The organism is Amphibacillus jilinensis Y1 (genome assembly GCF_000306965.1).
Classification (GTDB): domain Bacteria; phylum Bacillota; class Bacilli; order Bacillales; family Amphibacillaceae; genus Amphibacillus_C; species Amphibacillus_C jilinensis.
Map to the genome: position 1 here is coordinate 40,057 of NZ_JH976436.1, position 17,497 is coordinate 57,553.

The 17,497-nt window shown below is 36.4% G+C and carries 18 protein-coding genes and 1 riboswitch; of the genes, 3 read left to right on the forward strand and 15 right to left on the reverse strand.

What is annotated here, in order from left to right; all coding sequences use genetic code 11:
- Positions 1-9 precede the first annotated feature (9 nt).
- The 4 genes from B494_RS0110470 to B494_RS0110485 all read right to left on the reverse strand — a co-directional run bounded on the left by B494_RS0110470 (position 10) and on the right by B494_RS0110485 (position 3,896).
- A complete protein-coding gene (locus tag B494_RS0110470) occupies positions 10-417 on the reverse strand; it encodes a transposase family protein (RefSeq protein WP_017472349.1) in 408 nt (135 codons plus the stop codon).
- 240 nt (positions 418-657) lie between these two features.
- Positions 658-1,542, reverse strand: a complete 885-nt coding sequence (thrB, locus tag B494_RS0110475) for a homoserine kinase (RefSeq protein WP_017472350.1) — start codon at positions 1,540-1,542, stop codon at positions 658-660.
- Positions 1,539-2,600: a threonine synthase gene (gene thrC, locus B494_RS0110480; protein WP_017472351.1), complete on the reverse strand. Its 1,062-nt coding sequence runs from the start codon at positions 2,598-2,600 to the stop codon at positions 1,539-1,541. The genes thrB and thrC overlap by 4 nt, the downstream gene beginning before the upstream one ends.
- A 3-nt stretch (positions 2,601-2,603) precedes the next feature.
- Entirely contained in the window at positions 2,604-3,896 is a 1,293-nt protein-coding gene (locus B494_RS0110485; protein ID WP_017472352.1) for a homoserine dehydrogenase, read from the reverse strand.
- 240 nt (positions 3,897-4,136) lie between these two features.
- Between B494_RS0110485 and B494_RS0110490 the strand changes: the two genes are divergently transcribed.
- Positions 4,137-4,646 (forward strand): phosphatidylglycerophosphatase A family protein, encoded by a 510-nt coding sequence (locus B494_RS0110490; protein WP_017472353.1) that lies wholly within the window; start codon positions 4,137-4,139, stop codon positions 4,644-4,646.
- Positions 4,647-4,797: 151 nt separating this feature from the next.
- On the opposite strand, the gene B494_RS0110495 is transcribed toward B494_RS0110490, so the two are convergent.
- A complete protein-coding gene (locus B494_RS0110495) occupies positions 4,798-5,070 on the reverse strand; it encodes a YutD family protein (RefSeq protein ID WP_017472354.1) in 273 nt (90 codons plus the stop codon).
- Positions 5,071-5,243: 173 nt separating this feature from the next.
- Between B494_RS0110495 and B494_RS0110500 the strand changes: the two genes are divergently transcribed.
- Complete coding sequence (locus B494_RS0110500; protein ID WP_017472355.1) at positions 5,244-6,176, forward strand: M23 family metallopeptidase; 933 nt, start codon at positions 5,244-5,246, stop codon at positions 6,174-6,176.
- A 221-nt stretch (positions 6,177-6,397) separates the two neighbouring features.
- Here B494_RS0110500 and B494_RS20555 read toward each other — a convergent pair whose 3' ends face one another.
- From B494_RS20555 to B494_RS0110545, 9 genes are all read right to left on the reverse strand, one after another.
- Positions 6,398-6,499: a methionine/alanine import family NSS transporter small subunit gene (locus tag B494_RS20555; RefSeq protein WP_017472356.1), complete on the reverse strand. Its 102-nt coding sequence runs from the start codon at positions 6,497-6,499 to the stop codon at positions 6,398-6,400.
- Between the two features lie 16 nt (positions 6,500-6,515).
- A complete protein-coding gene (locus B494_RS0110510) occupies positions 6,516-7,994 on the reverse strand; it encodes a sodium-dependent transporter (RefSeq protein ID WP_017472357.1) in 1,479 nt (492 codons plus the stop codon).
- Positions 7,995-8,462: 468 nt separating this feature from the next.
- Positions 8,463-10,016: a Na+/H+ antiporter NhaC family protein gene (locus B494_RS0110515; protein WP_017472358.1), complete on the reverse strand. Its 1,554-nt coding sequence runs from the start codon at positions 10,014-10,016 to the stop codon at positions 8,463-8,465.
- 479 nt (positions 10,017-10,495) lie between these two features.
- Positions 10,496-10,671, reverse strand: a riboswitch (Lysine riboswitch).
- A gap of 54 nt (positions 10,672-10,725) precedes the next feature.
- Positions 10,726-11,490: a sporulation protein YunB gene (gene yunB, locus B494_RS0110520; protein WP_017472359.1), complete on the reverse strand. Its 765-nt coding sequence runs from the start codon at positions 11,488-11,490 to the stop codon at positions 10,726-10,728.
- A gap of 60 nt (positions 11,491-11,550) precedes the next feature.
- Positions 11,551-12,630 carry an HD-GYP domain-containing protein gene (locus B494_RS0110525; RefSeq protein WP_017472360.1) on the reverse strand — a complete coding sequence of 360 codons (1,080 nt, stop codon included), beginning with the start codon at positions 12,628-12,630 and terminating at the stop codon, positions 11,551-11,553.
- A gap of 72 nt (positions 12,631-12,702) precedes the next feature.
- The gene (locus B494_RS0110530; RefSeq protein ID WP_017472361.1) at positions 12,703-14,106 is read right to left on the reverse strand and encodes a bifunctional metallophosphatase/5'-nucleotidase; all 1,404 of its coding nucleotides are present in this window, start codon (positions 14,104-14,106) and stop codon (positions 12,703-12,705) included.
- 320 nt (positions 14,107-14,426) lie between these two features.
- On the reverse strand, positions 14,427-15,311 hold the full coding sequence (locus B494_RS0110535; protein WP_017472362.1) for a diacylglycerol/lipid kinase family protein: 885 nt from the start codon (positions 15,309-15,311) through the stop codon (positions 14,427-14,429).
- Between the two features lie 151 nt (positions 15,312-15,462).
- The gene (locus tag B494_RS0110540; protein WP_017472363.1) at positions 15,463-15,762 is read right to left on the reverse strand and encodes a hypothetical protein; all 300 of its coding nucleotides are present in this window, start codon (positions 15,760-15,762) and stop codon (positions 15,463-15,465) included.
- A 6-nt stretch (positions 15,763-15,768) separates the two neighbouring features.
- Entirely contained in the window at positions 15,769-16,062 is a 294-nt protein-coding gene (locus B494_RS0110545) for a DUF2089 family protein (RefSeq protein WP_017472364.1), read from the reverse strand.
- A gap of 276 nt (positions 16,063-16,338) precedes the next feature.
- On the opposite strand from B494_RS0110545, the gene B494_RS0110550 reads away from it, so the two are divergent.
- Positions 16,339-16,683, forward strand: a complete 345-nt coding sequence (locus B494_RS0110550) for a hypothetical protein (protein ID WP_017472365.1) — start codon at positions 16,339-16,341, stop codon at positions 16,681-16,683.
- 127 nt (positions 16,684-16,810) lie between these two features.
- Here the strand turns inward: B494_RS0110550 and B494_RS0110555 are convergent, their stop codons facing one another.
- Complete coding sequence (locus tag B494_RS0110555; RefSeq protein ID WP_017472366.1) at positions 16,811-17,431, reverse strand: hypothetical protein; 621 nt, start codon at positions 17,429-17,431, stop codon at positions 16,811-16,813.
- Between the last annotated feature and the right edge of the window lie 66 nt (positions 17,432-17,497).

Genomic DNA, 17,497 nt, shown 5'->3' on the forward strand with positions numbered 1-17,497 from the left:
TGTTATTTCTCAAACGTTGAAAATTTTTGATACCAAAACAGCCTTACTTGTATCACACGAACGTAAGTATTTCTCAATGGTCTTTACCTTTCGATCAGGTAAAATGTCTATAATTTCATTATTCTCCACATCCACCATTTGTAATCGTTCATAAAAAGGACGACTACAATTAGTACACAAATATCTTCGCTTTTTTAATGATATCTTCACATCTTTATTAGAAAGGACTGGACCTTGAATCTCCTGTCTTCTATAACTATGCACTCGGTTTGTTTTCTCCTTACAGAAAGGACATTTTTGTTGTTTTTGCTTTGTATAGAGTTCCACAATCAAGCTCCTAGATTCTTCGGTTACATCCCATACGTCTACATGCTTGTCTTTAATCCCCAATAATTCTATGATAAAATGACGTTGCACTCATATCCCCTCTCTTTTTCTATTGTCTCGACAACTTTAGGGTAACAAAGAGAGGGCGAAGGAGTGTATTTTTTTGCACGCTACAATCCCATCACGATAGAGGACACCACCACATTCAGTATAGAGCCATTTTTTAAGTATAATGGGGAGAAAAAAATTAAAAACCTCACATAAAAGAGATGCCCTCCTCAGTATATATAGCTAACTAAGGGCGCTGCACCTAAATGTGAGGCGTATATTCTATAATATGACTTCTATTCCTTTATTAACGGGTTTTAATATTTTCCACTCTATATCTTGTATCGTTTCTTTCCATGTCGCTACTTTTGCAGCGATCTTTTCTTCTGTTGTCAATGCAATCATAGTGGGGCCTGCTCCACTTAAATAGACACCATAAGCATGTTCCGCTAAAAGCATTTCTATTTTATTATAATGGGGAATTAGCTTCTTTCGGTACGGTTGATGGAATAAATCTTTTTTCATTAACCGACCAAGCAACTCCCAGTCGCCTTGGCAAATAGCTGCAACACTTACATTAGCAATACTACTTGCTTTAATACTATCATGATACGAAAACGTATTGGGTAGGACGGCTCGAGCGTCCGATGTTTTTAATTCAAATGGCGGAATCAGTGTTAAAAGGTCTAAATGATGAATAGGAATACGGACTGTATCTAAAGTCTGGTCATAATAACCAATAACGCAGCCACCTAAGATTGCAGGGGCTACATTATCAGGATGCCCTTCTATTTCAGTAGCAAATAACACTTTCTCTTCATCAGTTAAGCTCAAATCCAGCAATTGATTAGCCAACTCAATCCCAGCAGCGATCGCGGTTGCGCTACTCCCTAAACCTCTTGCTAATGGAATATCACTATTTAACTCTATATGACATGCAGGCAGTTCCTTATCACTAAATCGCTTGGCCGTTTTCTGTGCAATTTGACAGATGAAATTAGTCTCATCACTCGGGAGCTCAGCTAAGTGTTGTGATTTAGAAATAAAACACCAGTCGGTTGCATTACGAATAGTTAAGGTTAAAAATAGGTTTACAGCCATACCAATAGAATCAAAACCAGCCCCTAAATTTGCTGTCGTTGCAGGGACTTTTATTGTCCAACTCATGATGGGACCCGACCTAAGATTTCCTTTATCACTTGTTCTTCATCATTATCAAGTACTGTTGGTTTAATTTCGCTATACTCTATAGCGGTATTCGGATCCTTTAATCCATTTCCGGTCAAGACACAAACCACTTTGGCACCTGCTTGTACTTTCCCTTGTTCCAATGCTTTAAATAGTCCAGCTACAGAGGCATTAGATGCAGGTTCTGCGAATATCCCTTCATTTGCTGCCATCCACTGATAAGCGGAAATCATTTGTTGATCAGTAATCTCATCAATCGTTCCTTGTGATTCATCACGAGCAGCAACAGCTTGCTTCCAACTCGCTGGGTTACCGATTCGTATAGCGGTTCCAACTGTTTCAGGATTTTCAAATACACGATCATGAACAATCGCTGCTGCTCCGCTTGCTTCATAGCCCATCATCTTAGGCAAACCAGTTGCTTTCTTTTCATGATATTCTTTAAAACCTTTCCAGTATGCAGTAATATTACCGGCATTACCAACTGGTATAAATAAATAATCAGGGGCTTTCCCTAATACGTCACAAACTTCAAATGCTGCTGTTTTTTGTCCTTCTATTCTGTATGGATTTACAGAGTTCACCAACGTGATATCATCTTCCTCACCCAATTTACGGACAATACGCAAAGCATCATCAAAATTACCTTTGATCGAATAAATCTCTGCACCATACATGACAGCTTGTGCCAATTTCCCTTGAGCAATTTTACCTTCGGGAATAACGATAATAGCGCGCAAACCCGCTCTAGCCGCAAAAGCAGCAGCTGAAGCTGAGGTATTACCTGTTGAAGCACAAATAACCGTTTTAGACCCTTCCTCGATGGCTTTAGCCATTGCCATCACCATCCCACGATCTTTAAAAGAACCCGTTGGATTAATTCCCTCAACTTTGGCGTAAGCTTCCACACCATATTTTTCAGAGAGCGTTTCTAATTTAATTAACGGCGTATTTCCTTCATGTAAACTGATCAGTGGCGTCTTGTCATTAATCGGTAAAAGTTCTTTGTATTCTTTTAATAATCCTTGCCAAGCCATATCTTATTCCTCCCCATCCACTCGGTAGTGACTAATTAACCGTTCCACTACGTTTAAATTCTCTAATGCCTGTAAACTTTTCAATAATTGCTCTTGACTTATTTTATGGGTAATCATCACAATTTCAGCGCGTCCTTCTTTTTCTCCGGGTAACTGAAGAATTTTAGCAAAGCTGACATGCTGATCGGAGAATATATTAGTAATCTCCTGAAAAGCACCTGCTTGATCTTCAACATCTAACCGGATGAAATGACGTGAAAATCGCTCATGGTCAGCTTTTAATTGACGTTCAAATTGTGGATCGATGTAAGCATTACCGCTAATACCCAATCTTATATTTCGAACGACCTCCATCAAGTCCGAGACAACTGCTGTTGCTGTTGGCAAACTTCCCGCGCCAGGACCATAAAACATAGTTTCACCAACTGCCTCACCATGGACATAAACAGCATTAAACTCATTTTTAACCAACGCCAATGGATGATCTTTAGGTAATAAAATCGGTTCAACGGTGACTTCTGCTTTATCTTCATGCATTGAAGCAATACCAATTAACTTAATCGTATATCCTAAGCTCTTAGCAAAATTGATATCATCTTGTGTCACTTGACGAATTCCTTTAACATCAACATCTTCAAGGGTTAACTCCATTTTAAAAGCGAGATTTGCTAACAGAGCCATCTTCCTTGCTGCATCCAGTCCATCAACATCTGAGCTTGGATCAGCTTCGGCAAATCCTAGTTCTTGTGCCTCTTTTAATACCTGATCAAAATCAAGACCCTCGTCGGTCATTTTAGTCATAATATAATTTGTTGTCCCATTCACAATACCCATTACTTTCTCAATATGGTCTGAGGCCAATCCATCGACTAATGTGCGAACAATTGGGATTCCTCCAGCAATACTAGCGTCATATAGAATATCACAATGATTTTCTTTAGCTAGTCGTAGCAGCTTTTGACCGTATACTGCCATTAAATCTTTGTTAGCAGTCACAATATGCTTTCCTTGCCTTAAAGCCTGCTCAAGCAAGCTATTTGTATCTTCAATACCTCCCATGACCTCAACAATAACGTCAATATCTTCATTATTAACAAGTTCATCAGGGCTATCTGTTAACCAATTGGTATCAATAATCACATCTCTTGGTTTATTCACGTCATTCACAAGTATTTTTACAATTTCAACATCACAACCAAGTTTGTGTCGAATTCGAGCTTGATGGCTCTCGAGAACCTTAACAACACCAGTTCCTACTGTACCTAATCCGCATAGACCTACTCTAATCTTATCCATTCAAAAAGCCTCCCCCTGTATTCTGTAAGTGAACATATGTTTATCTATAGAGGACATTATACCTGTTGCTTAAAAGAGATTCAAGCTTAAATTTACTTAAATTTCAGAAAAAAACATGTCGTCATTTGATTTATCATTTAATTCATCATATTATATAATTATTCATCTTTTCCGTTTTATTCATGATCTGGACGGGTATATTATTTAAGTATAATTTCTTATTAGAATGGATGGGATCATATGTCAGAACAAAAACCAAAAACAGAGTTAGAAAAGAAAGCGCGTCAATGGCTTAAGGATCGTGGAGTGACACTTGAGGACATCGGTGAACTCGTATATTATCTACAGTCACCTTACCACGAAACCTTAGAGATGGACGTCTGTATTAAAAATGTTGATAAAGTCTTAGGAAAACGTGAAGTTCAAAATGCAGTTATTACTGGCATTCAGCTTGACGTTTTAGCTGAACAAAAAAAGCTAGCATCGCCATTGCAAGAAACGATTGAAACAGACGAAAGTTTATATGGTGTTGACGAAATTATCGCTTTATCGATTGTTAATGTTTACGGATCAATCGGATTTACCAATTACGGATACATAGACAAGCAAAAACCTGGCATTTTAAAAAAATTAAATGATAAATCGACAGGCATGTGCCATACATTTCTTGACGATATTGTTGGTGCTATTGCAGCTTCAGCATCAAGTCGGCTGGCACATAGCGAAGCGAACGATGAGGAATTAGACTGATCATCCAATTATTACTAATAGCATAATTCATAACACAAGTAAAACATCTGTTTAAGGGAAAACACTTCCTTTTATACGGTGACGGTAGTTGTCGATAAAGTCAGTTAATAAAAGCGCTAAGCAAAGAACATTGCTTAGCGTTTTTATTAGATCATCCCATACGTTTGACAATAAAATAGGCACAGCCAAAATTACAGTATTCGTATAAATAATCATCTATTGTACTTGCTTTCGTATCAAAGCTTGCTTTTGTATTTTGATCATCAAAAAAACCTTTTAGTCTTAATTGTTCATAACCCCAGTCTCCAACAATAAAATCATATTTGGTTAAAATATCGCTAAATCGTTCAGTAAATGCCTTTTCCTGAAAACCATCTTTGAAATTCTCAACAACTTGATATGTTTGTCCTTCCACTTCTACCATCATTTTTACTCCTTCTACTTGTCATTTTAAAAGTCTATAATTATTTTAGCATAATTATTTATCACTCGACCAGTTGTATTGTTAAAGAAAACATCACTGGTGAATATTTGTATTCATTTTTTTATCAATTAAGTGCATATTAAACTTATTAAGCCAATGAGGAGGAGAAAGCTATGAGAAAATATCTCATTACCATACTTCTTATATCAAGTCTGTTGCCTATCCCTCATTTAACCGCTGATGAAGAGTATAAGTCAGTAGATCGACTGACACTATATAAGAAAACAGAAAGTCTTACCCTTATTCCTTGGTATTATTTAGCTGCTATTGATCAATATGAAAGGCAAATTCATGATGGAAAAGGATTAATTGCGATAACTTTTCCAGAAACTGATTGGTATGGTGTATCAAATCTAAATCATGATCCGTCCGTAACTAGTATTACCGTTCACAATGGAATGGGAAAAGACGGAAATGGGGATGGAGAAGCTGATATTGACAACCCTGAGGACCAATTATATACGATGGCAGATTATATTTTATCGTATGGGCTATCTAAAAATGATATTCACCTTGCACTTTGGAAGCACTATCAAAGACCACTTGCTGTAAAGACGATTGTTCAAAATGCAAAAATTTACGAAGCTTATCAAACCATTGAACTAACGGATCGTGCTTTTCCAGTGCCTGAACATTTCAACTACAGTTACCGAAGTACATGGGGCGATGCGAGAGGTTTCGGTGGTAGAAGAATTCATGAAGGAACAGACATTTTTGCTGATTACGGTACGCCTGTTAGAGCAACTACTTACGGTACAATTGAAATTATGGGTTGGAATCGCTACGGTGGATGGCGACTAGGGATCCGGGACCTTAACAACGTTTATCATTATTTTGCACACTTAAATGGGTTTGAAAATGACCGAAAAGTTGGTGATGTCGTTGAACCCGGTGATGTTATTGGTTACGTGGGCTCTTCGGGTTATGGTCCACCTGGCACATCAGGTAAATTTCCACCTCATTTACATTATGGTATGTACAAAGACAATGGTGAAAATGAGTGGGCATTTGATCCTTACCCTTCCTTAAGAAAATGGGAAAATTAATTTAATGACAGTTGAAGGTGTCCACATTTAAAAGTTGAACAAACATAAAATACATCACACTAACCATGAAACGAACTTTAATCAGTTAGCGTTTCGGGAATCTGAACATTAGCAGCTCCCGCCTAAATAGATGAGCCCCATGCTCGATCTTATGGCGGGTGCTTTACTGTGATAAAACAATGACCGCTAAGCTAACAGCTCCAGCGGTCATTGTTTTACATCTATTGTTTTGACGACTTTACCGCATGTGATATGCTCAATGCAAGACCGCCCCAAATTATTGTTATACCTATAATCATCATAATTACAGCAGATATTGACATAAGTACCTCTCCTTTTCTACTGATCGTTTTCTTTTGGCCATCTCTTCATCGCCATAAATGCACCGAAAGCCATTGCACAAATGGCAACCATCCAACCAAAGTTAAACAAAAAATCAACTGGATAACCGGCGTAAGCAGCAGTCATATCTGTTCTTAAGTTTTCTAACATCATGTAACCTAATACAACAGGTGTAATGACGCGTAATGAAAATTTCCACCATTGGCCCACTCTAATATCTGATACGCTATTTGCATGTTGCTGTAATTGATTAATTTCTCTGGCAAACCAAGCAATTGCAACAATTTCAAATAAGCCAACGAGCGCTACGCCATAATTGTTAATAAAGTAATCCACCGTATCCAACAGGTTAAGTCCACCTTGATTAGCATAGAATAATGAAAGTAATGCCGATGCACCAGCACCAATTGCCACTGCTTTTTTTCGTGAGATATTGAATTTCTCTTGCAAGCCGGCTATATATGTTTCTGATATAGACACCATCGAAGATAAACCAGCTAACACAAGTGAACCAAAGAATAATACACCGAAAAATTCTGAGGCTGGCATTTGACTAATAATCTCTGGAAACACCATAAATGCTAACCCAACACCACTCTCAACAACTTCAGCAACAGGTTGTCCCGTTTGATTAGCTATAAATCCTAAAGCAGCAAACACACCAATTCCCGCTAATAATTCAAATGACGAATTGGCAAAACCCGTAATAAAGGCATTGTTTGTAATATCAGATTTCTTTGGCAAATAAGATGAAAAAGTAATCATAATAGCAAAAGCTATCGATAAACTGAAAAAGATTTGTCCATAAGCAGCAACCCATACCGATCCATTCGTAATCGTTGACCAATCTGGGGCAAAGAATGTATCCAATCCATTTAGCGCTCCCGGTAATGTTAGAGCACGAACAACGATTAATAAAAAGCTTACAATCAGTAAAGGAATAAATATTTTATTGGCTAATTCTATACCTTTCTTTACGCCTCTAAATAGAATAACAAATACAATCAACCAAACCATTAATAATGGGAACAGTACATTGGGAACCATTGAACCAAACACACCAGCTTCAGTCACTTGTAAAAAGTCATGTAAAAAGAAATCAGATACATTTGTTCCCCAAGCTAGATTAAATGAATAATAAGTGTGCATGATTGCCCATGCGACAATGATTGGATAATAAGTTGAAATGACAAACGAAATCGCTACTTGCCACCAACCTATCCATTCCATACCACTACTTATCCGTTTGAACGCACGTGGTGCTGAACTGCGATATTTATGTCCAATCGTATATTCCATAATTAACATTGGAATCCCAGCAGTAAGTAATGCAAACAAATATGGAATAAAGAACGCGCCTCCTCCATTTTCATATGCTGTAGCCGGGAAACGCCATATGTTTCCTAAACCAATAGCAGAACCCATAGCAGCAAGCAAGAAGCCAAGACGTGTTCCCCATTGTGAACGGTTTTCCATAACTAAACTCCCCTTCTGAACGATAAAGCAAGAAAATTCTGACTATAATAAACTCGATAAAAACAAATTAATAAAGAATTCCTAACCTATCGTAATAAATATTTATTTTTTTCTGACATTTAATGATTATAACGATTGTCAGCATTTATGTCAAAGTTTTTTTTATAATGATTATTAGATGATAAGTTAGAATTAAGCATACTCTTTTATGCTTAATTTTTAAAGGAAAAACGGATACTCCTTCATTAGTAGCCGCTTTTCCGATAAAACGAACCTTCAATCAGTGAGCGGAGGCCTATAGGATGTGGCGGCCTTAGTCTGTAATCCTTTTTAAGGACGTGGCGGTCTTAGTCTACGTATCTTCTGCCCCACCCACTGATTGTTAGTTGAGTGCATCAGGACATTAGTGGCCGTTAGCACCCACCTAAATAGTTTTAACTTTGATCTATTTTGAGGTGGGTGTGTGTCTTACGGACGCTTATGTGTGATGAAGCTAATTATTATTGATATTAGCACTACAATCATTAAGGTTGTTAGTAAAGCGAGCACTGCCATCTCAGTCCAAGCAAAAACGAAATAGCCTATAATTGATGCAATTGCACTAATAAAAGCATAAGGCAATTGTGTTAATACATGATCAATATGATGAGAACCTGCACCAGTTGATGATAAAATCGAGGTATCAGAAATAGGTGAACAGTGATCTCCAAATACAGATCCCGCTAGCACTGCCGCCATTGCAGGTAAGACTAAATCTGGTCCTATCTCTACTGCAACCTGTGCAGCAATAGGTAACATAATGCCGAATGTTCCCCACGAAGTTCCAGTCGCTAATGCCATAAACCCAGCGATGACAAACAATATTAATGGTAAATAATGAATATTAAAAGCAAAATCATTAACTAAGCTTGCTAAATAGCCGCCTGTATCAAGCACATCAATGACATCACCAATCATCCAAGCAAGGATTAATATATAGATGGCCGGCATCATCGAGCCCATACCTTTAATAATAACAAATCGGTTTGAGTGCTTCGGGGAAGATTGTTGATGATATAAAATAAATGACAGTACAACAGCAATAAGTCCACCAAAAAACAATGAAATATTTACATTTGTATTAGCAAATAGAGTAAAAACAGTGATAGTTCCTTCTGTAGCTTTATAGCCTGTCCATAACATGATAAGTACCGTAGCAATAATAAGCGTGATAATAGGCACAATTAAGTGAAATACTTGACCATCTTTATGTGGCTCGACCACTTGCTTTAAATCGCCTGCAATACTCCCGTTGTCTGGGTCAACGAGTTGGTTTTTCTGAATAGCTCGATCCTCATGTGTTTTCATCGATCCTATATTCAAGTTAAACCATGCGACAATAAACACCATTAGCATAGAAGCAAATGCGTACATATTTAATGGAATCATCCGGATAAATGCTTCTAAAGGCTGATAATCAATAATTTCATTGGCAGCAAAAATGCCACCCATCGTTCCAATAATATAGGCCCCCCAACTAGAAATTGGTGATATTACAGTAATCGGGGCAGAAGTAGAATCAATAATATAAGCTAGTTTTGCTCTGGATACACGTTGTCGATCGGTGACAGGACGTGAAACTTGCCCAACTGAGAGGGCATTAAAGTAGTCATCCACAAAGATCAATACACCTAAACATGCTGGGACAAGCTGAGAACCACGTCTTGTTGTTACACGGTTACTTGCCCAATGACCGAAAGCTTGACTCCCTCCAGAAGCAGCCATAATAGCTGTTAATATACCTAGTAGCAATAAAAAGCCCAATAAGTAAAAGTTCCCCATATTCAAGCCATCTTCTGGACTATAGAAAATATTACGAAAAATAATAATTATATCGATAATGGCTTCAATTATATTAAAGCGACTAATCAATAAAGCACCTGTGATGATGCCAACACCTAAAGACAAAAAAATCTTACGTGTGGACACCACTAATATCAGCATAAGAACCGCTGGTATTAATGAGAAAATTGTCCCTTCCATCTTGAAATCCTCCTAATCATTATAATCAACAATTTGAATAATGACTTATCTTATTCTCGATTAGATCGGCTAATTGAAATTCTTTTCTCTGACATCATTTGTTAGAACACTTTCAATGACTATGCTTTTTAAACAGTGAAAATTAAACGAATCCAATTTTAACATAAACGAAACTTCAATCAGCGAGCGGAAGGGCTACAGGACGTAGGTCATGCAGACGTTGCCACAAGACGTGGCGGCCTTAGCCTGTAATCCTTCTTAATGATTTGGCGGTTTTAGTCCGTGATGTTACTCATCCTTCGCGTCCTGCGAAAACGCTTGTGTGACCAACATCTTGTTGGCCCGAGTGAATCAGGACATTAGCATCCGTTATCTGTGATAATTATTAAACAACAAAAAAATAACAGTAATAGAAAGAACATAACCTATTACTGTTATTTATACTTGTTCACATAAATAATCATCATGTTATCCTCCGGTCGATCAACAGCTCACCACGTTTAAGACATGACAGTATATAATTTATTCAACTATATACCAGCAAGTAAAAGGGTACCTACCTTTTATTCACTTCGGCAATTTGAACCTTTCATCTATTATCATTGTTGGTGACTCAAATAGATTACTCATTTCAAATTGCACCTCTATCTCATCGATCTGATAAGGTCTTTATTCAATTTTCCTCAAATAGTGTACCAAGTTTCTTTTCTTATTGCAAGGGTTCTAACGGAATCGATAAAGGCATATCTCCATCTTGTGGTGACATATTATAGTAAAGTGGCACATCCCCACTATAGCCGCCACTTCCAACAGGAATGGATTGTTCAATTTTCGCTGTTTTTGATCCAAAAGGGATAATTGTTCGGATCTCTACTTCGATATTAACAACTGGTTCAATATGAATACTATTGATTTTCATCCCTGTAATCAGCGTTTCTACTTCTGTATTTACATATCCAATGACTTCTAAATTGACTGGGATTTTAGGACCTAAATTAGCTAATAAAGGCAATCCAAGCACTTGCCCTAAAGGAATCTCTATCAAGTTCGATTGTTGTTTGACACGATCAAGCTCCGTTTCACTTAATTCTAGCTCTAACAGATCAGATTCATCAGGAATAACACCTCGTTCAAGAAGATGCAAAAAATTTTCAACACGATATTGAATATTTCGCTGAATTCGATTTTCTAAAGCCGTATTTATTTGATAGCTGACGACTCGCCCTTCTTGATCATATTGAAATTGGATAAGTTCATCTAATTCAAGATCCTCATTTAACTTTTTACTAACAGCAATTCCCATAGCCATATTTGCATATTGCATATTGCGCGTTTCCGCAATATCTAACAAAACCGGTTTGATACCATTGTTTATATATATAACACTTGAAAATGTCGTTATAATAAAGAAAAGGGTTGTTAATGCAACTATTTTCTTCCCGGAGACGCTTCCACGCTGTTTCGTTCGCCACACAAAAAATCCCTCCCAACATAAATCTATGCTTTTGTTAGGAGAGTTAGTCTTATAAAATCCTTATAATTTATAGGCCGTAATCGTTACATCTAAGTGCTTGGCCAGATCAAGCTCATAAGGGTTAATTTGTTGATCATTTTCACTTATCACTCTCACGACAGGTCGGTTGTAAAGTTTTTTATTTTGTTTAACGACAAGTCCTGTTCGCTTGTCACTTAATTCAACGGTTACACCATTAGGATATACAGCAACACTTTCTCTAAATAATTTTACCATATGGGCATCAAATAACGTGCCACTTCCAGCATATAATATTTCTAATCCCTCTTGTGGCAACATAGCTTCACGATAAACCCGATCACTTGTTACTGCATCAAAAACATCTACAATAGCTAATATCTTACCATATAAATGAATCTCAGAGCCTTTAATCCCACGAGGATAACCAGATCCATCTAATCGCTCATGATGTTGATAGGCACAGTGCGCGGCCATTAATGGCAATGTCGAAAAGGAGCGCAGAAATTCAAAACCTAATTCTGGATGTGTTTTGATCATTTCAAATTCTTTATCCGTTAGTTTGCCTTTTTTCTTCAACAGCTCATTCGGTAAAAACACCTTACCAATATCATGTAACATCGCACCTAAACCAAGTTCTCTTATTTCCTTATTCGAACGTTTTAACGCTTTTGCTAATACTATTGCATAGATTGTAACATTGACTGAATGATTGAATAAATAATTATCACTAACAAAAATATCTGACATTAACGATACCACTTGATCATCTTGATCGATTTCAGTAATCATCATATCAACAACGGACGCAATTTCTTCATTTGTGCGTTCTAATAGCACAGGTTCTTTCTTAAGTGTCTTCGTTTTATAAGTCTGAAAAGCTGATTTCATCGAATTGATCGACTTGATTCTTAATTGCTCAGAAATCGGTGAATGTACGACAATATCATCTGATAACTCATCCCTAATGTAGACATAGGTCACCCCTAAATCTAATAAACGCTGAATAAATGTTTCTGTTAAGACAACGTCCTTCTGAATTAAAATTTGACCCTTACTACTATAAATTGGCTTTGCTAATTCGGCACCAATTGTTAAGGCTCTTGCCGCTACTAGTTTCATGTTGAACTCCTATCTGTAACATTCATCATTATCCATTCTAATACTAGCAAATATTCCGACAACATTCTACATTTACAACATTTTTGCTAATTGTTGAATGGTTGGTCTTAAAAGATCGCGAATAAATTCTGGCATTAAAAACGTTTTTTTATTGGCTCGTGAAATTTGTGGCGACAAATGGCCAAAAGTAAACATGTCAGCTGTAGCCAATCTATATTCTTTGTCTAACTGAATCGTCTCACCGTCAATTTCAACACTAACCAAGTGTGAAGAACCCTGTTCATCTTCTTTAGTCTTTAAAATCAGATTGGAATAAACAAGACAACCCATAATTTCTCCACGAAAACCAAAGCCTTTTACTTGGAGATTGGTATAATCCTCTGTTAACCCTGCTCTTATCACTTCTACTAATGCTTGCCCGGTTAAACTCACGATACAAGGGTTAATCGGGTGTGGACAGATTCGGTGAATATCGAAGTCAGTAACCTGCCCACGTTTTAAACCATCAATTAAAATCCCCGCATTTAGCATCGCGAGATCAGCTTCTCCCCAATCTTGCAAAGTCCGTGTTAATTGTTTAATAAGTAACGTTTCCTTAAACCAATTCACCTCTAATGGCTGTGGTAACTGAGCGACTGTGCGACTTAAAAGTTGATTGGCTGTCTGCTGGTGATGATTTAACTGCTTCATTGTCGGTTGGTCTTCAACGTATGATGATACGGGTACCGCCTTTGCCTGTTTGTCAATCAACCTTTTTTCACCATGATCCCACGTTAATTGAATCGCTCCGACATAATTTCCAAACTTACCTGCTGCTGTTAAGATCGTATCTCCCACCCACTGTTCTTTTTTAAACAAATGATGTGTATGTCCCCCAATAATCACATCAATATCCTGAAAACGATTGGCTATTTCTTGATCTTGATCAATACCTAAATGAGATAACAGGACAATGACATCAGCTTGTTCCTTTAATTCCTTTAAATAACGTTCAAGGGATTGGAGTGGATCTGATATTTGCCAACCCAATGGTTGATAAAATGGTGTGAAAGGCGCTGTTAAACCAATGATACCTACCTCCACCTGTGAGGCTGTTGTTAACAATTTATAAGGTTTTAACCAATCTGGATCAAGGCTGTTTGCACTCGTTAAATTAGCACAAACGACTTCAAAATTAGCTTGTTGATATAATTCAATAAGCTCTGATCGGTCCAGTGTAATCCCTTCATTATTCCCTATTGTGACAACATCATAATTGGCACGATTTAATAATTCAATATTCCCTATACCTCTTAAAGCTTCTGTGGCTGGATGAACACGATCTAAATGATCGCCATTATCCAATAAAAAATAAGTTTCTCCCTTACGCTGATGATGAGTGGTTTGCTGATTAAGATAGGTTACGATCTTAGGCCAATTTTCAAAATGGCTATGTAAATCACTTGTATAATAAAAATGTATGTGTTCTTGCTTCATCTTGAATTCCACTCCACCTTTCCGGCAAGCTTAAGCTTTTTTAATTTTAACATTAAAAACTCAAAAAAAATATCAATCTGTTATTAGATGCTATTTTATCATCTGTGTAATAATGCCTTTTATCACAGATAAGCATTCGGAAAACACCTACCTCAAGTGTTAAATTTATATAGGTCACTAATGTCCTGATTAAAGGTTTCTTATATGCATTGGCAGTTAGAATAACTCAACTTTTGCTTTTTTGTACTAAAAGCTTCATTTTCCTTACAAGAAAGAAGCTGATCAGATCGATTAATCAGCTTCTTCTCACTTATTTATCGTTATTCACCAACGATCATTTCTATATGCTTTGGCAATACAACGATCTCCGTTGGTGTTTGACCATCCGATTCACCATCACAATCAATCGTTTGACTAGGCTCAGTTGAAATCGATAAACAATGGGTTTGAAGGGCAATCACGCCCTCTAACTCTTGATGATCAACGCTTGCTTTCCTTGATTGTAAGATAGATAATACCGTTTGAATCGAAGCTTCTTTTATAACAAGTACTTCAAATAGCCCATCACTAATATTAGCCTTTGGTAATAATGCCCTTACTCCACCTGTATAGCTGCCATTACCTATAATCACCATAACAGCTTGATCTTCTATCACTTTATCTTGTGTTTGTAGCGTTAATTTGAAAGGTGTGACTTGACCAACAGATTGAATCGCTTGCAAGTAGTAAGCAAGTTTACCGATATTTTGCTTAGATCTGGCGTCGATTGATTGTGAAGCTTGAGTGATGAGGCCGATACCCCAAAAATTAACAAAATAACGTTGCTCTGTTTTTCCAATGTCTACCGATTGTTTTTTTAAAGCAAGGATGGTTTGCGCCGCTTCAATTGGATCTTGTGGCATGTTAATTTGTCGAGAAAAATCATTTGCTGTTCCAGCAGGGATAATCGCTAATGTCGGTCGATGGGGCAATGGCGCAACAATATTGACCACTTCATGTACCGTACCATCCCCACCAGCGATAATGACTAAATCAAATTGCTTTAAGATTTGCAAGATAGCTTTTGTCCGATCAGAAAATTGTGCCATATCATAGAAAACGACTTCAGCAAAGCGACTTTCTAATACCTTGGCAATAGCCTGCTGACTGTCTGCTAATTGGCCTTTGCCCGCATTCTTATTCATTAAGACAGCTACCTTATCCATCTCGTTTCCCCCTTCTTATATTAAATAGTGTCATTATACCCCTGACGAATCCATTTGAAACACACCTTATCAATTTATAATCATCTGAACGTGTTTCTAAAAATTCACATTACACAGTGTTAATAAAGACGGGAAAGATGTTACTATCTTATCATTCTAAATCTTTAATTATGGTTTTGTTTAATTGATGATTTCGTTTCACCTTACTTTGTCCTAATAGATAAATACAAAATAAAATAACAGTGGGTATATTAGCTAAAATAAATGTCATGATTATTTCAAGCATACCTAGCTCAATTAGGTTAATAATAATCAGTAGTGATAAAATTAAACTAAGTAGTGGTAAAATAAGCCCCAAATATTTATTTGTACTTTTTGATAAAAACCATTGCAGAAAAATAGCCCCCATTATTAATAACAATAAAATTAATGCATTAATAGGTAAAAACATAAAATTTCATTCCTCTCTTTGTTTTTTATAAGCCTTTATTAGTGTCTTAGCCACATTAACATCTAACTTCTCATCTAAAGCTAAATTTTGAATCAAATTAATATACGAATCCTTCTCCTCACCTTCGGCTAAATGTATTTTTTGAATGAGTTTATCTAGTCTAAGTCGAACAGTAGGGTAAGAGACACTATAGAGTTTTGCCATCTCCTTTAATGACCCCGAAGTTAGAATAAACTTTTTAATAAAATTGAAGTCTTCATGTTCTAAATAATTTAACCAATTTGGTTGATCCTCCACCATGAATCACTCCTTAAAATCAATTGACATTTTAATAAAATTAATCATAACATTAATTTTATTAAAGTCAATGTTATTATTATGTTAAACTTTATTATTAAACTCGCATTAAATAAAATTACCATTTACTTATGATTGTATTGACTTTTCTTTCAAATTGGATAAAATTAGCTTATGAAATCCTAATTTGGTTATGAGTATCCAAAGTTTATTTAGTCATTCAGCTAGCACCTCAACAAGCCATTTGATCCACATTAATAATAAGCGAGGAGTGTTCATATGAACGTGCAAGAATCATTTAACAACCCAGCAAAACGCGCATATATTTTTTTGAACATGGTTAAACCACTTCAACAGTCTTATCAGAAAACAGGTGGCGTGAACAATTGGACAGATTACCGATCGGACTTGTCCTATGCAAACTTTAAAGAGATATTAGAAAACAATGAAGTGATTGAAAAAGCTAATGTAAGATCGATGAGTCAAACAGCATTGGACTATGTTCAACATAACCAACACTATTCCAAAAGTGGTCAAGTTAATCAACTTTTGGCAAAGGCATATCAATTGGGTATGGTAGATAATAATGGTCAATTAATTAACGGTATTGATCAGTCTGTATAAGCCAATAGATTTATAGCAGACAAATGAGTGTTGGACTTACCAAAAAACGCCCATATCCCCTTTATTAAGGTGACATGGGCTTCTCTAGTACTAATTGAACCTTTGATTTAGAATGTGATACGTTTTCTTATTTTGTAAATTTACTTTTAAGTAGATAAACAACCCCATAGTTCTCTAATTCTTCGATACGACGTTCATTATCGCTATAAAATTCCGATGAAAATGAAACCATTGAATCTTCATCCCATGAAAACCCTATACTGGCTAAAACGATCTCCTCGTCCTCAACATCGATTTCTTCACTGTTATTTTCCCAAACGGTTGAGCGATCTTCGACACCTTTAGTTGAAACGATATCAGAGGTTATTATTGAGGTTGTCCCTCCATTACTATAAACGCCTATATTAAACATTTGGATGGCTTCTGATTCAACGCTTGTAAAAATGATAGAACCATTTTTCACAACTTCAGTTGTAAAATGTCCTATTTGTTCATCAATTAATTCTCCAAATTCATATTTTTCAATCCACAAAGATACTTCATTATATTCATCTTCAATATTGAAATCGAATACAAATGATTGGTTCGATACAGTCGATAGTATTGCTTCTTCTCTATCAGTCAACTCTGAATCTACTATAGTATTTGGGTTTTTATTTGTATTTGTGCTTGCATTTGTATCATTGCTACAGGCACTAAAAATAAATACTACCATTAATACTATTGTCATGTTAAATAATTTTTTCATTACCTCTATCCTTTCTTGTTGGAAAAATATTCTTGTCTCGTAATCATTATCTCAAATAATAACAAC

Bases quoted from the DNA above. Each gene is read 5' to 3' on its own strand.
- B494_RS0110555 (WP_017472366.1), bottom strand. From the start codon at position 17,431: ATGAAAAAATTATTTAACATGACAATAGTATTAATGGTAGTATTTATT.
- B494_RS0110530 (WP_017472361.1), bottom strand. From the start codon at position 14,106: ATGAAGCAAGAACACATACATTTTTATTATACAAGTGATTTACATAGC.
- B494_RS0110550 (WP_017472365.1), top strand. From the start codon at position 16,339: ATGAACGTGCAAGAATCATTTAACAACCCAGCAAAACGCGCATATATT.
- B494_RS20555 (WP_017472356.1), bottom strand. From the start codon at position 6,499: ATGTCAATATCTGCTGTAATTATGATGATTATAGGTATAACAATAATT.
- B494_RS0110510 (WP_017472357.1), bottom strand. From the start codon at position 7,994: ATGGAAAACCGTTCACAATGGGGAACACGTCTTGGCTTCTTGCTTGCT.
- B494_RS0110540 (WP_017472363.1), bottom strand. From the start codon at position 15,762: ATGTTTTTACCTATTAATGCATTAATTTTATTGTTATTAATAATGGGG.
- B494_RS0110490 (WP_017472353.1), top strand. From the start codon at position 4,137: ATGTCAGAACAAAAACCAAAAACAGAGTTAGAAAAGAAAGCGCGTCAA.
- B494_RS0110535 (WP_017472362.1), bottom strand. From the start codon at position 15,311: ATGGATAAGGTAGCTGTCTTAATGAATAAGAATGCGGGCAAAGGCCAA.
- thrB (WP_017472350.1), bottom strand. From the start codon at position 1,542: ATGAGTTGGACAATAAAAGTCCCTGCAACGACAGCAAATTTAGGGGCT.
- B494_RS0110515 (WP_017472358.1), bottom strand. From the start codon at position 10,016: ATGGAAGGGACAATTTTCTCATTAATACCAGCGGTTCTTATGCTGATA.
- B494_RS0110485 (WP_017472352.1), bottom strand. From the start codon at position 3,896: ATGGATAAGATTAGAGTAGGTCTATGCGGATTAGGTACAGTAGGAACT.
- B494_RS0110500 (WP_017472355.1), top strand. From the start codon at position 5,244: ATGAGAAAATATCTCATTACCATACTTCTTATATCAAGTCTGTTGCCT.
- B494_RS0110525 (WP_017472360.1), bottom strand. From the start codon at position 12,630: ATGAAACTAGTAGCGGCAAGAGCCTTAACAATTGGTGCCGAATTAGCA.
- B494_RS0110545 (WP_017472364.1), bottom strand. From the start codon at position 16,062: ATGGTGGAGGATCAACCAAATTGGTTAAATTATTTAGAACATGAAGAC.
- B494_RS0110495 (WP_017472354.1), bottom strand. From the start codon at position 5,070: ATGGTAGAAGTGGAAGGACAAACATATCAAGTTGTTGAGAATTTCAAA.
- thrC (WP_017472351.1), bottom strand. From the start codon at position 2,600: ATGGCTTGGCAAGGATTATTAAAAGAATACAAAGAACTTTTACCGATT.